Genomic DNA, 15603 nt, shown 5'->3' with positions numbered 1-15603 from the left:
CCGACAAAGTTCGTTGTGCCCATATGGTTTTCGGCGATTCTGGTCCGCGCGCCTGGGACAGGGTGTCGGCTGAGCGCACGGGAAGGACGGACCGTTCGACACCGCTCGGAATCGGGTGGGTACCAGCAGTGAGCGGCCGAGGATCGCGCAGGGGTGTGCCAGTTCGCTCGAGTGACACGCGGATGTGCGGCGGCGAGCTCGACCCGCAGGCGAGATCGGCGCGGCCGCCGGCCCACAATGCCGGTGCCGGTTGGCGTGCCGTGAGGTGCGGGCATGAGTGAGCTCGAGATCGCCGGGTTGGTGGCCGGATACCGGGGCACCGAGGTGCTGCGGGGCGTCGACCTGCACGTGCCCGCCGGCGAACTCACGGCGGTGCTGGGACCGTCGGGGTGCGGCAAGACCACGCTGCTGCGGGCGATCGCCGGGTTCCTGCGGCCCGCGGCGGGGGAGATCCAGGTCGGCGGGCGGGTGGTGGCGAGCGCGTCGTCGTCGCTGCCGCCCGAGCGCAGGCGCGTCACCATCGTGCCGCAGGAAGCGGCGCTCTTTCCGCACCTGTCGGTCGCCGGCAATATCGGCTACGGGCTGCCGGGGTGGAGCGGCCGGGCGCGCAAGGTGCGGCGCGAGCGGGTGGGGGAATTGCTGGAGCTGGTGGGTCTGGCCGGGCACGGCGCGCGGCGTCCGCACGAACTCTCCGGCGGCCAGCAACAGCGGGTCGCGCTGGCCAGGGCGCTCGCCCCGCGCCCGGCCGCCGTCCTGCTGGACGAACCGTTCTCCGCCCTGGATGCCGGTCTGCGTGACCAGGTCCGTACCCAGGTGCTTGACATTCTCACCGGCTTCGGCGCGACGGCCGTGCTGGTCACCCACGACCAGGACGAGGCGCTGTCCATGGCGGGCCAGGTCGCGGTCCTGCGCGACGGGCGGGTCGCGCAGGCCGGCCCGCCCGAGGAGATCTACGGCAAGCCCGTCGATATCGCGCTCGCCCGATTCCTCGGCGACGCCGTGCTGCTGCCCGCCACGGCGGCGGGCGCGGACGCCGAGAGTGCGCTGGGCCGAGTGGGATTGGCCGCGCCCGCGCGGGGTGCGGGCGCGATCCTGTTGCGCCCCGAGCAACTTCGCCTCGTTCCGGCCGTGAACGGGCATCCCGTGGCGGTGGTGCGGACGGTGCGCTTCCACGGTCACGACGCGGTGGTGTCGCTGCGGACGTCGTCGGGGGCGGACCTGCTGGCGCGGGTGCCCGCGCCACTGGTGGTGCGTCCTGGGGACGAGGTCGGCGTCGAAGTGCTCGGGCGGGGTGTGTTCTTCGCGGGGGAGGCGGGCCGCTAGATCCGTGCCCCCTTCGAGCGATTGCAGGCGCGGCAGAGGATTTGGAGGTTGCCCGCGCTGGTGGCGCCGCCGCGGCTGAGCGGGATGATGTGGTCGAACTCGAGGTAGTGGCCGCTGCCGCATTCCACGCAGCGTCCGCCGTCGCGTTGCCACACTTCGGCTTTCACCTCCTGCGGGATGCTGCGCGTGTCGAGCTGGCCGGGGGTGAGGACGAGGCGTTTGGCGACGCGCAGGGCGCCTTCGAGGGCGGCCGCGACGTATTCCGCGTCCGCGACGGCGAAGGTGGCGCTGCCGCGAGCGGAGGTGGCGGCGATCTCGATCTCGTGCCCGTCGGTGTGCACCGAAACCACCCGGGACCACGGCATTTCCACACCCGCACCGGCGCCGACGAAACGAATCTTCTTGTTGCTGGCGATGAGTCGGCCCTCGGTGTGGCGTGGCCCCTTCGCCAGGTGGCGGACGTGGGTGGCGGGCAGGTCGAGGTGCACGCGCTCCTCGGGGTCCAGGTGCAGGCCGGGCGTGCGGACCACGGGCAGGTCGCCCTCGCGCAGGCGGCTCAGGGTGCGCCCGCGCGTCATGTGGACGCGCAGATCGTCGATGAGCGGACCGGAAAGCGCGAGTTCGGCGACGGCGTTCTCGAACGCGTCGTACTCGTCCTGGGCTACCGCGCCGTCGGCGAGCGCGAAGGTGACCAGCCGCTCCACGTAGCCCATCCCGACCTCGCGCAGCGAGGTGTGGCCGATGCTCTCGTCCACCCGCTGATAGCGCAGCGACGCCCACAGCGCGTCCCACTCCGCGCCCTGCGGCCCGGAGGTGATCAGTACCCGCCACGCCCGCGCGTGCCAGTGGGTGAGGAACTCGCCGATCTCCACCTCGCAGGTCTGGCACGGCGCGAGCCCGCCGAACAGCTTGCGCCGCCGCGGGTTTCCGCAGCGCTCGCAGGCGCGGGGATCGGGGCGGCGCAGCGGGTGGGTCGCGGAGGTCCACTCCGTGCCGTCCCACCACCGCAGACGCTGCGGGTCGTCGGGATCGGGATACCAGTCGGCGCGTTCGGGATTCGGCGGCGCGGGCGGTGGGGTGTGCGGCGGTTCGGTGAAATGCCGTGCGAGGTCGACGGGATGGGGGCGGTCGCGCGAGTCGTTCGATGCGGTGCGCGGTGGGTTCCCGGGGAGCTCACTCGCCTCCGTCGTGTCGCGCAACGGATACGCCGTCGAGCCCGGGTGTTCCGTCGTTGCCGGGGATGCGGCTGCGCCGCTTCCCGTCTCGGCGGTTCCAGGCCGAACCGATGGCCGTCGCGCGACCGAGCCCGCGGGGGTAGCGCCGGTGCGCTCCGACGTCTCGCACGCGGGCACGCTCGAAACGGACCCTCCCGCAGCCGAACCGGACGAAGCCGAGGCGCGCACGATCTGTCCGCGGCCGGTCCGATAGGGGCTGAACGGGTTGGTGGAATGGCGTGTGCGGGCCGGTTCCCGCTGGACGGTGACGCCGAACTCGGTCACCAACCCGGCCAGCCCGCTGTCCCACCCCTGTCCGATGGCGCGGAACCGCCAGCGCCCGTCGCGGCGGTAGAACTCGCCGAACATCATGGCCGACACGGGGTCGGGCGTGTCCATCTCGAAGCGCACTACCGGGCCGTCGGCCGCCAGCACGGTGACGGCCAGTCCCGCGACGTCGGCGAAGGTGCCGTGTTCGAGCGAACCGCCGATCACCACGCGCGCCACGTCGGCCTCGGTGCGCGGCAGCGACACGCTCAGCCGCGCGGTGCCGGGCGCGGGCTCCTGGTCCAGCGTGACGGCCTGCGAGACGTGGCGGGGCGCGTTGTAGAACACGAAGTCGCGGTCGGTGCGGACGGCGCCGCCGTCGGCGAGCAGCAGCGCATGCGCGTCGACGACCTGCTCCGAGCGCCATGAAACCATCACGGCGAGAAGAGATGTCGGTACCGGTGCGTGTGCGCCTCTGCTGAGTTCCATCGTGCTGGAATCCTGCCACGCCGGTCCGACACGCCGTATTCGCCGACGTCGGAGGCCCGCGACACAGACCGGGCGGTCGGTGATTTACCGCCCGGACGGGCTCGGGTGGGGCACAGTAGAGCCATGAACGAACGCAGGGCGCGGGGCACGAGCGCACGCGGTGAGCGAATCCTGATCCCGCAGGCGCGCGCCGGTCGGGTCCGGTCATGAGCACCCCTCGGGACCCCGGCGAGGGGCGGCCCCCGAAGCAGCCGGGCGCGCGCGTGCCCGGCCCCGCCGACATCCTCGCCGCCGCGCAGGCCGCGGTCGAGGCCGCCCAGTCGGCGGCGGGTCAGGCGCTGGACTCCGCCCAGCAGACCGCGGGCTACGCCTTCGACGCCGCCGTCCGGCTGCCACCGGCCTCGGCCCAGCTCGCCGCTCAGCTGCCCGACCTGGTGGAGAACCTCTCCGTCGCGATCGACCGGCTCAACTCCACCATCGACCGCCTCGACCGCACCCTGGCCCTGGCCGATCCGGCGTTCGCCGCCTACGACCGCCTGCTGCCGCGCCTGGAGGCGATGATCTCGCTCGGCGAGGACGTGCTCGGCGCGCTGTCGAGGTTGCCGGGGATCTCGCTGCTGGGGCGCGTCACGGGGATCAGCACCAAGGTCGAGCCGGAACCGCCCGAAGAGCCGCGCCGCAAGAAGCGCCGCTGACGGTTCAGCGTCCCAGCGCGCGATAGGTGGCGGCCGCTTTCAGCAGCATCTCCCGGAACTCGGCCTCCGGATCGGAGTCCAGCACGATCGCGCCGCCCGCGCCGATACGCCACCGCCCGGCGTGGCGGACGGCGGTGCGGATGACGATGTTCAGATCGGCGGTGCCGCCCAGCCCGAGGAAGCCGATGGTGCCCGAGTAGACGCCGCGCGCCTCGGTCTCGAGCTCGTCGATGATCTCCATCGTGCGCAGCTTGGGGGCGCCCGTCATGGACCCGCCGGGGAAGCAGGCGCGCAGGCAATCGATGACGTCCGTGCCGGGGCGCAGGGTGCCGCGCACGGTCGAAACCAGTTGGTGCAGCGTCGTATACGTCTCGGTGGCCATCAGGTTGGGCACGTGCACGCTGCCGATCTGGCAGACCCGGCCCAGGTCGTTGCGCAGCAGGTCCACGATCATCAGGTTCTCGGCGCGGGTCTTGGGGTCCTCGGCGAGGCCGCGGCGCAGGCGCTCGTCCTCGGCGGGGGTGGCGCCGCGCGGCGCGGTGCCCTTGATGGGCTTGGTCTCCACCGTGCGGGCGCGGTCGATCTTGAGGAAGCGCTCGGGGGAGGAGCAGGCCACCTCGAGGTCGTCGAAACGAAGGTACGCCGCGTACGGGGCGGGGTTGCAGCGGCGCAGCACCCGGTAGAAGTCGAGGCCGCCGATATCGGCGGCGACGGTGAGGCCGTCGGTCAGGCAGATCTCGTAGGACTCGCCCGCGCGCAGCCGGTCCAGGCAGATCGCGATATCGGCGAGATAGCGTTCGCGGCCGCGGGTGAGCAGCGCTTCGACTGCCGCGGTATCCGAATCGACCTCGAGCTCGGGCGGATTCGACCACGTCGGCAGCGTGCCCAGCACCTCGCGGGTATCGCGCAGCCAATCCGCCGCGGCCAGAGCGCTTTCCGGCGCGGGGTCGGTGAGGGCGAGCAGATGGGTGTGCCCGGCCACGTGGTCGACCACGACCAGGCGGTCGGCGAAGATCCACTGCGCGTCGGGTGTTTCGGCGCGGTGCGCGGCGTTCGCGCCGCAGTCGGCCTTCACCTCGTAGCCGAGATACCCGACGTAGCCGCACGCGAAATCGAAAGGCAGTTCGGGGATCTCGACCTCGCGGGCCCGCAGCTGTGCGGCCAGGTAGTCGAGCACGTCGCCCGTGACGGTGCGCCGCCCGCCCTCGGCTGTCTCGACGATCACCGCGCCGTCGCCGACGCGATACCGCACCACCTCGGCCAGTGGTCCGCTCGCGTCACCCAGGAACGAGAACCGGTCCAGCCCCGGCTCCACGTGCTCGCTGTCCAGCCAGAACGCGGTGGGCGACGCGCCGTAGAGCCGGACGAACGCCGCCTCGGTGTCGATGGCTCGGTCGATCACGGAGTGCAGCAGCCGCATCCGTCGCGTGGAATCGACAGGGGGGTAACGGTTTTCGTCCTCGATCGGCAATCCCGTGCTGACCGAACCCGGCCCCGAGTCCAGCGACGTGGAGGTGATCGCCGGAGCGGGAATCCTGCCTCGGGGTCCCGGTCCGGGAGTGACGGCGGCCGCCGAGGCGGGTACCGGTGTCGAGCCCGCCGTGCGCGCTGATCCGGCGCGGCTCGCCTCGCGCGGGTCGGCCGCGGTGGGATGACCCGCATCGCCGGCCGTTTCAGCGGAACCTGTCGCCGGTACGCGGAGGTCGGGTGCGGCATCCGCTGACTCCGCGAGCTCAGCTTGTTCCGGTTGTTCCGGTCGCTCACGCACCGCGGTGGGCGAGATGGACCGGTCCGCCGCACCGGAAGCTGTCGCCGTCGGAAACTGTTGCGCGGCAGGAGGTGTGGTCGACGAAAAGCCTGGCACCCGCGTCTCTCCCGACCGACGAGGCCGGTGCACGGCCGACAACGCGCCCGTCCCCACAGGCCCGCCCCCGCGCGACTCATGATGCGCGGCAGTCAGTCCCGCGAAGTTCCGCAGCAGCGCCGCGCCGAACTCGCTGGCGATGGACTCCGGGTGGAACTGCACGCCCCACTGCGGGCGAGTGCGGTGCCGTACGCCCATCACCACGCCGTCGGCCGCCGCGGCGGTGATCTCCAGGTCGTTTGGCAACGGCCGCCGGGCGCTCAGCGAGTGGTACCGCACGGCGACGAATCCGGCGGGCAGCCCCGCGAACACGTCGCGGTTGTCGTGCTCGATGCGGTCCAGATAGCCGTGGCGGGCGGCGGGCGCGGGACCCACGACGCCGCCCGCCGCGACGACGATCCCCTGGTGTCCCAGGCAGACGCCGAGCAGCGGCAGGTCGGTCTCGGCGATCACGGCGGCGGAGACGCCCACGTCGCGCGCCACGTCGGGGCGGCCGGGGCCGGGGGAGATCACCACGTTGTCGAACCGCGACAACCCCAGCGCCGCCACCGTGCGCGCCTCGTCGTTGCGCACGACCGTCGGCTCGACGCCGTTCACCTCGCTGATCAGCTGATACAGGTTGTAGGTGAACGAGTCGTAGTTGTCGATCAACAGCGTGCGCATGGTGTACCGAACCCTACGCCCGGCCGCGCGCGCAGAACTGTTGGCAGGTGCCTTCAGTTGTTGTGGACCGGTGGTGCACAATGTGGGCATGTCTGTAGCGCAGCCGGTCGCAGTGGATCGCGAGGTCGTCGACTTCGCGATCGTCGGGAAGTGGATGGACGAGCAGGGCTTGCCCGGCGGTGACTTCGAAGGGGTGACCTCGCTCGGCGGCGGCACCCAGAACATCATGCTGCGGTTCACCCGCGGCGGCCGCGACTATGTGCTGCGCCGCGGCCCGAAGCACCTGCGCGCCAAGAGCAACGAGGTGATCCGCCGCGAGGCGCGCCTGCTCGGCGCGCTCGACGCCACCGAGGTGCGGTCCCCGCGCGTGATCGCCGCGTGTACCGACGAGACCCTCATCGGCGCGGTCTTCTATCTCATGGAGCCGATCACCGGATTCAACCCGCAGAACGAACTGCCCGCCCTGCACGCCGGTGATCCGGAGGTGCGCAGGCAGATGGGCCTGTCCGCCGTGGAGGCCATCGCGCGGCTGGGGTCGCTGGACTATCAGGCCCTCGGCCTGGCCGACTACGGCAAGCCGGACGGTTTCCTGGAACGACAGGTCCCGCGCTGGCTGGGCGAGCTCGAATCGTATTCGGCCAACGAGGGTTACCCGGGCCCGGCCATCCCCGCGCTGGACCGGGTGGGCGACTGGCTCGAGCGCCACCGCCCCGCCGACTGGACGCCAGGCATCCTGCACGGCGACTGCCACCTGGCCAACATGATGTTCGACTACGACGGCCCCGAGGTCGCGGCGATGGTGGACTGGGAGATGTCCACCATCGGTGACCCGCTGCTGGACCTGGGCTGGCAGATCGCCACCCGGCCCGACCCCGGCTCCACCGCCTCCGCGCTGGTCGGCAAACTCGGCGCCGCGGGCGGGCTGCCGACGCCGGAGGAGATGATCGCGCACTACGCGCGCTTCTCCGATCGCGACCTGAGCGCGGTCACCTGGTACACGGTGCTGGCCTGCTTCAAGCTCGGCATCGTGCTGGAGGGCACCTACGCGCGCGCGTTCGCCAACAAGGCGCCCAAGCAGGTCGGCGACTTCCTGCACGCGGTCACCCTGGAGCTGTTCGAGAAGGCCGACCGGCTGCTGGAGTGAGCGTCGCGATCTCGACGGGGACTGGCTGGATATTGATGGAGATTGATATCGAGCCAGTCTAGGGTCGGTGCCATGTCGATCGTTCCCGATGTCAAGGACTGGACCTGGGTGCTCGAACGCGTCTGCCCCGACTGCGGTTTCGACGCCACCGCCACCGCCTACGACGAGGTGCCCGAGCTGGCGCGGGCGAGCGCGCGCCGGCTGGGCGCGGCGCTGGAACGGCCCGGTGCGGCGGTGCGGCCCGACGCGTCGACCTGGTCGGCGCTCGAATACGGGGCCCACGTGCGCGACGTGTGCCGGATCTTCGTCTACCGCGCCGCCGTGGTGACGGGCGCCGAGGCGATCGACCCCGGCGTGCCCGCGTTCGACCCGCGCGGGCGCGCGGCGGGGGAGACGCCCGACGGCCTGCCCGAGTTCTCGAACTGGGATCAGGACGCCACCGCCGTGGCCGACCGCTACGGCGCACAGGACCCGGCCATGGTCGCCGCCGATCTGTCCGTGGCGGCCGATGCCGCCGCCCGCGCCTTCGCCGCCGTGCCGCCGGCGGATCGGGGCCTGCGCGCCCGGCGCAGCAATGGCTCGCTGTTCACCGTCGAGTCGCTGGCGAAGTACTTCGCGCACGACCTCGTCCACCACGTGCACGACGTCCGGGGCTGACCATTGCCGCCGTCGGGGTCGAAAAGGCCTCGGCGCGGGGCGGGTGCCGCGTAGGGTCCCGGGTGACCGAGGGCCCGCGCGAGGCAGAATCTAGAACGCGTTCGGGTGCCGATATCGGCCTTGTAGATCAATTTCCGCGACACCACTAGAACGCGTTCCATTTTTCTCGTAGTGTGGGTGCAGTCACAGAGAAGCACGTGCATGCGAGAGGTCGGCAGCAATGAAGACGAAGGGCGCGATCCTGTGGGGGATTGACGAGCCGTGGTCGGTGGAAGAGATCGAAGTCGGTGATCCGGTCGCGGGCGAAGTGCAGATCCGGATGGAGACCGCCGGGATGTGCCATTCGGACCACCACATCGTCACCGGCGCGACACCGATGCCGGGCTTCCCGGTGATGGGCGGTCACGAGGGCGCGGGCGTCATCACCAAGCTCGGCCCCAACGTGCCCGCCGACCTCCAGGTCGGCGATCACGTCATCCTCTCGTTCATCCCCGCCTGCGGGCGCTGTCCGGCGTGCGTCTCGGGCCATATGGCCCTGTGCGATCTGGGCGCGGGGCTGCTGCTGGGGCAGGCGATCAGCGACGGCACCTACCGCATCCAGGCGCGCGGGCAGAACGTCATCCCCATGTGCCTGCTCGGCACGTTCGCGCCGTACATGACGGTGCACCACACGTCGGTGGTCAAGATCGACCCGACCGTCCCGTTCGAGGTGGCCTGCCTCGTCGGCTGCGGCGTGCCCACCGGCTTCGGCTCCTCCACCCACGTCGCCAACGTGATGCCCGGCGAGACCGTGGTGATCGCGGGCATCGGCGGCGTCGGCATGAGCGCGCTGCAAGGCGCCGTGCTCTCCGGCGCGTCGAAGGTCGTCGCGATCGACCCGAACCCGTGGAAGCGCGAGCAGGCCCAGAAGTTCGGCGCGACACACACTTACGCCAGCATGGCCGAGGCCATCATGCCGCTGATGGACGCGACCGAGGGCCGCATGGCCGAGAAGGTCATCCTCACCATGGGCGAGATGCACGGCGACTACATCGAGGAGGGCCTGATCCTCACCGCCAAGGCGGGCACCCTCGTGGTCACCTCCATGGGCCGCATGGACGCCGGCGAGGTGAAGATGAACAGCTTCCTGCTGTCCATGCTCCAGAAGACGGTGAAGGGCTGCATCTTCGGCGGCGGCAACGCCCGCCAGGACGCCCCGCGCCTGCTCGCCCTGTACAAGAGCGGCCAGCTGAACCTGGACGACATGGTCACCCGCAGCTACTCGCTCGAGGAGATCAACCAGGGCTACCAGGACATGCTGGACGGCAAGAACATTCGCGGCATCATCCGCTACACCGAGGCCGACTGGTAACGGTTCACCCGGCGAGCCGCAGCGCCACCCGCGTGGGCGGGTGGCGCCAAACCGGTTCGCCGGGCCGAGCTTTCGTCATGAGTGCTCAGCGGGTGCAGCGCAGGAGCGCTTCGCGCAGGTTGCGGCTGCGCACGTCGTCGAGCACGGCCATGCCGAGGCGGTTCATCGTGTAGCCGAAGCCGAGTCCGGTGGCGGGATCGGCGAATCCGAACGAACCGCCCAGCCCGGTGGTGCCGTAGGCGCGCTTGTCGGCGCCGAAGCGGAACGAGCCGCGCGACTTGCGGAACCCGAGGTGGTAGCGGCTCTTGGTGTGCAGCACCAGATCGTCGGCGGGCACGTCGTCGGCGGTGTCGGCGGCGGCCAGCAGCTCGAGCACGTCGTCGGCCAGCGGTAGCGCGCTGGTCCGCCCGGCCGCCGCGCCGTAGACCTTGGCCAGCGAGCGCGCGTTGCCCACGCCGCCGTGCGCGGGCAGCTCGAGGCCCAGGAACTCGCGCCGGGCGGCCCGCACGGGCGCTCCGCAGCGCGGATTGGTCAGCGCCGCATGGGAATGCCCGCGTTGCAGGTAGATCTCGGTGCCGATGCGCAGCGGAAGGTCGCGCTCGAAGCGCAGGATGTCCAGGCCGCGCGTCGCCGAGAGCGTCGCGACGCGTTCGATCGGCTCCGACTCCGGGAACCCGATGAAGAAATCCAGGCCGAGCGGGCCCGCGATGTCCTCGGCGAAGACCCGCCCGAGGGTGCGCCCGCGCGGATCGACGCGGCGCACCAGCTCGCCCTGGTAGAGACCGAGCGTCAGCGCGTGATAGCCGTGGCGCGTGCCGGGCCGCCACGCCGGTTTCTGCTCGGCGAGGATCTTCGCCAGCCCGTCCAGATCGGCGAGTTCGCGCAGCGTCACGATCCGGTCGAGCCCGGACAACCCGGCCTGATGGTCGATGAGCTGACGGACGGTGACCGTGCCCTTGCCGTGCGCGGCGAACTCCGGCCAGTAGTCGGCCACCGGCTTCTCGTAGTCCAGCACGCCTCGCGACACCATGCTCGCGACGACGAACGCCGCCATGCCCTTGGTGGAGGAGAACACCGGGACGATGGTGTCGCGCTCCCACGGCAGCGTGCGGTGGCGGTCACGGTGGCCCGCCCACAGGTCGACGACCAGGTCGTCGCCCGCGTAGACGGCGACGGCGGCGCCGATCTCGCCGTGGTGGGAGAAATTCCGGCGGAACGCGTCGGCGACCGGGCCGAAACCGGGGGCCGCCTCGCCGTGGATCGCGGGTAGGGTGCTCATGATCCGACCATGGTACCGGCGGTACCGGTGCGAGATGCCGCCCGTACGCCGGGCATTCCGTACGCTCGCGGTGTGCGTTCACTCGAGCAGATCCAGGACTGGCCGGTTCGGCACGCGGCGGCGGGGGTGGTGACCCGCGCCGGCGCCGTCGCGCAGGGCGACGCCGAACGCGTCTTCCCGCTCGCCTCGGTCACCAAACCGCTGGTGGCCTATGCCGTGCTGGTCGCGGTGGAAGAGGGCGCGCTCGAACTCGATCAGCCCGCGGGCCCGCCCGGAGCTACCGTCCGGCATCTGCTCGCGCACACCTCGGGACTGGCCTTCGCCACCACCGATGTGATGGCCGAGCCGGGCACCCGGCGCATCTATTCCAGCGCCGGATTCGAGGTGCTCGCCGACTTTCTCGCCGAGGAGACGGGGATCGCGTTCGACGATTATCTGCGGGGCGCGGTATTCGAGCCGCTCGGCATGAAAGCCTCGGTGCTGACCGGGTCGGCGGGACACGCCTGCCGGTCCACCGTGGCCGATCTGCTGCGGTTCGCGGCCGAATTGCTGGAACCCACGCTGATTTCCGCACAGGCGCACGCCGAGGCCGTCAGCGTGCAGTTCCCCGGTTTGAACGGGGTGTTGCCGGGGTACGGGTCGCAGCGGCCCAACGACTGGGGGCTCGGATTCGAGATCCGCGACGGGAAATCGCCGCATTGGACGGGTGGTGCGAACTCGCCGCGCACCTACGGCCACTTCGGTCAGTCGGGCACATTCCTGTGGGTCGATCCCGGAATATCGGTGGCGTGTGTGGCTTTGGCGGACGAGAATTTCGGGGACTGGGCGCGGGAGGTGTGGCCGGTCCTGAGCGACGCCGTCGTCGCCGAGGCGCGACTCGCGGGCAACACGCTCGCGAAGTAACAGACGTAACTCCGGACACTCCAGTAAACTCGGGCAACGCCAGCCGAGACGGGCCGTTGGGGAAGACGTCCCTCGTCGGAGCTGGAGGTGTCAGTGGTGCGCGCATCGAGTCAGTTCGCGGACTCGACGGCGGGTGTGGTGTGGATCCACTCGTCGCCGGCCGCGCTGTGCCCGCATGTCGAGTGGGCGCTCACCTCCGCCCTCGGTTCCCCCGCCAAACTCCGCTGGACCGCCCAGCCCGCCGACGGTCATCTGCGCGCCACCAGCGACTGGATCGGACCGGTCGGCACGGCCTCCCGCATCGCCCAATCGCTGCGCTCCTGGCCGGTCCTGCGGTTCGAGGTGACCGAGGATCCGAGCGACGGCGTCGACGGCGAGCGCTACAGTTTCGTGCCCGGTCTCGGCCTGTTCCACGGATCCACCGGCGCCAACGGCGATGTGACGCTGGGCGAGATGCGGTTGCGCACCATGCTGCAAGCCGCGCGCGAACTCGGGAAGTACTCGGCCTACGACCTGGCCGCCGAGATCGATCGCGCGCTCGGCACGCCGTGGGACGACGACCTCGAGGTGTACCGGTCGGGTGACGGGGGAGTGGGGGCGGAAGTCACCTGGCTGCGCCGCGACGTGGGGTGAGGGGATCAACCGTTTCCGGAGGCGTATCGCGACGTTCGGGGTGACGCCGATCGTCTCGGAAGGCTCACCGGTGTCACCCCGGCGTGTTCGGTCGGTTCGCCTGCGATCCACACGGTCGTTGCCCGCGCCGATAACCTGTTGTCCCGCAAAGGGTTCCGGATGGCGGTAGTCGGCTGCGGGCAGGGCGGCGCCGGTGTGGCAAGGCTTTCCGGCCGTGCACGTCCGCTGGGCCGTCGCTCCACCTGCTCGCCGGTGACGACGCGGTTCGGTTTCCGCCGGTGGACGAAGCCGGCCCGCGTCGTCAGGTGGTTCTCCGGGTCGCCGCGAAAGCGGTTGCGGTACCGAGGAATACGAGTGCCGCGATCCCCAGGACGACCCAGCGGGCCGACGCGGCCATATCCTCCCCGCCGAGGGCGAGGAGGTTGCCCGCTATGGCGGAGGTGAGGGTGTAGGCGATCAGTTGGGTCGTGCTGACGGCCGCGGCCGCCTTGGCGCCCTCGCCCTCGTCGGCGCTGCTGCTCATCGCGGCGACCGACAGGTGCGGGAAGGCCAAGCCGATACCGGCGCCGGCGATGAACAGCAGTACCGTCCACGCGATCACCACACCGGCGCCCGCCCCGGCGAACTGGAGCAGCCCGTATCCGCCCAGACCACCGGCGAGCAACCACGGCGCGAGCCGGACCAGACCGGGCGCGGTGGTGGGCGAGGCGTTCACGCTGAACAGTTGCGCGACAACCCATCCGAAGGACAGCGCGGCGCCGAGGAAACCGGCGAGCAGCGGCGTGAGGCCCGCGAGTTCCTGGCCGAACAGGGGGATGAAGTTCTCGGTCATCACGCCCGCGCACAGGGCGGCGACCGTCAGATAGACCCACTTCAGGGGGTTGCCGCGCGCGTAGGTCGAGCGGGGCAGCACGCCGTTCGGGGTGCGCGCGTCGAGCACGAGGAAGGTGGCGAGCAGGGCGATGCCCAATCCGATGCACACCGGCACGAGCGCGCCGGTGGCGGTCGATCCGATGCTCATCACCGCGGCCGTGAGCGCGAGGGCGAGGATGGGGAGGACGGGCACGGCCGCGCCGGGGCCGGATCGGGCGGGCGCGGCGCCCGGCAGCGCGCGGACGGTCAGGACGACGAGTGCGAGTGCGAGCGCGACCAGCATCGCGAACGCGAGCCGCCACGCGTCGAGTTCGGCGAACGCGCCGCCCGCCGCCGGGCCGACGAGCGCGCCGACGCCGAACATCGCCGACACCAGACCTGTTGCGCGAGTCCAGAGTCCGGCGGGCAGCACGGACCGGATCACCGCGTAGCCGAGTCCGGTGAGCAGTCCCGCGCCGAACCCTTGTACGGCCCGGCCCGCGACGAACAGTTCCATCGTCGGGCTCACCGCGCCCAGCGCCGTGCCGAGCGCGAACACCGTGTACGCGATCAGGTAGGAGCGGGCCGGGCCGCGTGAGCGCAGGAAGCGGCCGACCAGCACCGTCGCGATCACCGCCGTGATGAGGTACCCGGTCGAGGCCCACGCGAAATACCGCGCGCCCCCCAGGTCGTGCACCACCGACGGCATCAACGCCGCGGTGAAGTACAGGTTCATCGCGTACAGGCCGACGCCGCCGGCCAGTACCACGACGACGGGCAGGTGAGGCCTGCCGAAGAGCGTGCGCCACGAGCCGCTGGGCGCCAGGTCTTGTTTCACAGGGGAGAGTTCCACGCACGCCAAACTAAAAGTTAAGGTTGACTTGAAGTCAACACACCGGATGCCGAGGAGTGCGGTGAATTACACGCCGAAGGACTTGCTGACCGTGGGGGAGGTGGCCCAGCGCGCGGGGATCGCCACCAGCGCCGTGCGCTATTACGAAGAGCAAGGGCTCATCTCGTCGGTGCGCACGTCGGGCAACCAGCGCCGCTACGCGCGCTACGTGCTGCGCAGGCTCGGGATCATCTTGGCGGCGCGGCGTTTCGGCATTCCGCTCGCCGAAGTCGCGGAGATGTTCGCCGACCTCCCGCAGGACCGGATGCCGGGCAAACGCGACTGGCGGCGCATCTCCGCGCGCTGGCATCGCCGGCTCGAGGCCAGGCGGCGGGAGATCGAACGGCTCGAAGAGGAGCTCACCGGCTGCCTCGGCTGCGGCTGCCTGTCGCTGAACACCTGCCGGGTCCTCAACCCCGGGGACCGGCTCTCGGTGGAAGGGCCGGGGCCGCGCCGGTTGCACTACGACGCGGACGACGTCTGGTGAAACACACCCCTCCGGGGAACAGGCCGGTGGCGGCGGGTGTTGCCAGAAACGTGCGCGTAGACATCTGGACCGACATCAACTGCCCGTTCTGCTACCTGGGGAAGGCGCGGTTCGAACGCGCGCTGGGGGAGTTCGCGCAGCGCGAGCAGGTCGAGGTGGTGCATCGCTCGTTCGAGTTGGATCCCACGCTGGGGCCCGAGGAGACCGGGCCGGTGGTGGCGAAGATCGCGAGCAAGTACGGCATCAGCGAGGCGCAGGCCGCCGCCAACGAGCGCGGTATCGGCGCGCAGGCCGGTGAGCTGGGCCTGACCTACCTGACCGAGGGCCGCGACTTCGGCAACTCGTTCGACATGCACCGGCTGTTGCACTTCGCCCACGAGCAGGGCAGGCAGGCCGACCTCCTCGACGCCCTCTACCGCGCCAACTTCGCCGACGCGCGCCCCGCCTTCGGCAGCGCCGAACGCCTGGTCGAGATCGCCGCCGACGCGGGTTTCGACGCCGCCGCCGTCCGCGCGGTCCTCGCCGATCCCACCGCCTACGCCGACGCCGTCCGCGCCGACGAGACCGAGGCGAGCCGCCTCGGCATCACCGGCGTCCCCTTCTTCGTCTTCGACGGCAAATACGCGGTTTCCGGCGCCCAACCTCCTGCCGTCTTCACCCAGGCCCTCACCCAAGGCTGGTCCACCCACCAACCCACCCTCCAGCCCATCGGCGCGAGCGACGAGACCTGCGGACCCGACGGGTGCGAATTGCCTTCTCGTGACTGAGGGAGTGGACAGGGCGGCGCGCCCATGGCATCCTGACCTCGTAATATCGACAACATATCGATGACGCCAGGTTGGTCGGTGGAGTGCGTCGGCGTGCTCGTTCGGTAGCGAGCACGGCCGGCT

The 15603-nt window shown here is 71.0% G+C and carries 13 protein-coding genes; 9 read left to right on the top strand and 4 right to left on the bottom strand.

Annotated elements, in window-relative coordinates:
• Positions 1-273: 273 nt before the first annotated feature.
• Positions 274-1323, top strand: a complete 1050-nt coding sequence (locus DFR74_RS21385; protein ID WP_067513787.1) for an ABC transporter ATP-binding protein — start codon at positions 274-276, stop codon at positions 1321-1323.
• On the opposite strand, the gene DFR74_RS21380 is transcribed toward DFR74_RS21385, so the two are convergent.
• Positions 1320-3293 (bottom strand): TerD family protein, encoded by a 1974-nt coding sequence (locus DFR74_RS21380; protein ID WP_067513788.1) that lies wholly within the window; start codon positions 3291-3293, stop codon positions 1320-1322. The genes DFR74_RS21385 and DFR74_RS21380 overlap by 4 nt on opposite strands.
• A 206-nt stretch (positions 3294-3499) precedes the next feature.
• On the opposite strand from DFR74_RS21380, the gene DFR74_RS21375 reads away from it, so the two are divergent.
• A complete protein-coding gene (locus DFR74_RS21375) occupies positions 3500-3988 on the top strand; it encodes a hypothetical protein (protein WP_067513789.1) in 489 nt (162 codons plus the stop codon).
• Between the two features lie 4 nt (positions 3989-3992).
• Here DFR74_RS21375 and pabB read toward each other — a convergent pair whose 3' ends face one another.
• Positions 3993-6515, bottom strand: a complete 2523-nt coding sequence (gene pabB, locus DFR74_RS21370; protein WP_067513790.1) for an aminodeoxychorismate synthase component I — start codon at positions 6513-6515, stop codon at positions 3993-3995.
• An 88-nt stretch (positions 6516-6603) separates the two neighbouring features.
• Between pabB and DFR74_RS21365 the strand changes: the two genes are divergently transcribed.
• From DFR74_RS21365 to DFR74_RS21355, 3 genes are all read left to right on the top strand, one after another.
• Entirely contained in the window at positions 6604-7659 is a 1056-nt protein-coding gene (locus tag DFR74_RS21365; RefSeq protein WP_067513791.1) for a phosphotransferase family protein, read from the top strand.
• 72 nt (positions 7660-7731) lie between these two features.
• Positions 7732-8316: a DinB family protein gene (locus DFR74_RS21360; RefSeq protein ID WP_113975228.1), complete on the top strand. Its 585-nt coding sequence runs from the start codon at positions 7732-7734 to the stop codon at positions 8314-8316.
• 220 nt (positions 8317-8536) lie between these two features.
• Entirely contained in the window at positions 8537-9667 is a 1131-nt protein-coding gene (locus DFR74_RS21355; protein WP_067513801.1) for an NDMA-dependent alcohol dehydrogenase, read from the top strand.
• 85 nt (positions 9668-9752) lie between these two features.
• Here DFR74_RS21355 and DFR74_RS21350 read toward each other — a convergent pair whose 3' ends face one another.
• Positions 9753-10946 carry a serine hydrolase domain-containing protein gene (locus tag DFR74_RS21350; protein WP_067513802.1) on the bottom strand — a complete coding sequence of 398 codons (1194 nt, stop codon included), beginning with the start codon at positions 10944-10946 and terminating at the stop codon, positions 9753-9755.
• Between the two features lie 72 nt (positions 10947-11018).
• Here DFR74_RS21350 and DFR74_RS21345 point away from each other — a divergent pair, with 72 nt between their 5' ends.
• The gene (locus DFR74_RS21345; RefSeq protein WP_067513803.1) at positions 11019-11849 is read left to right on the top strand and encodes a serine hydrolase domain-containing protein; all 831 of its coding nucleotides are present in this window, start codon (positions 11019-11021) and stop codon (positions 11847-11849) included.
• 96 nt (positions 11850-11945) lie between these two features.
• The gene (locus tag DFR74_RS21340; RefSeq protein WP_067513817.1) at positions 11946-12482 is read left to right on the top strand and encodes a DUF3145 domain-containing protein; all 537 of its coding nucleotides are present in this window, start codon (positions 11946-11948) and stop codon (positions 12480-12482) included.
• Positions 12483-12783: 301 nt separating this feature from the next.
• On the opposite strand, the gene DFR74_RS21335 is transcribed toward DFR74_RS21340, so the two are convergent.
• The gene (locus DFR74_RS21335; RefSeq protein ID WP_232331904.1) at positions 12784-14187 is read right to left on the bottom strand and encodes an MFS transporter; all 1404 of its coding nucleotides are present in this window, start codon (positions 14185-14187) and stop codon (positions 12784-12786) included.
• Positions 14188-14248: 61 nt separating this feature from the next.
• On the opposite strand from DFR74_RS21335, the gene soxR reads away from it, so the two are divergent.
• Together soxR and DFR74_RS21325 are read left to right on the top strand one after the other, a co-directional pair.
• Positions 14249-14713 (top strand): redox-sensitive transcriptional activator SoxR, encoded by a 465-nt coding sequence (gene soxR, locus DFR74_RS21330; RefSeq protein WP_067513804.1) that lies wholly within the window; start codon positions 14249-14251, stop codon positions 14711-14713.
• Between the two features lie 50 nt (positions 14714-14763).
• A complete protein-coding gene (locus DFR74_RS21325; RefSeq protein WP_067513805.1) occupies positions 14764-15480 on the top strand; it encodes a DsbA family oxidoreductase in 717 nt (238 codons plus the stop codon).
• Positions 15481-15603: the final 123 nt, after the last annotated feature.

Origin of the sequence: Nocardia puris, from assembly GCF_003315035.1 — a bacterium.
Lineage (GTDB): Bacteria > Actinomycetota > Actinomycetes > Mycobacteriales > Mycobacteriaceae > Nocardia > Nocardia puris.
This window is presented reverse-complemented; position numbering and strand designations above follow the sequence as displayed.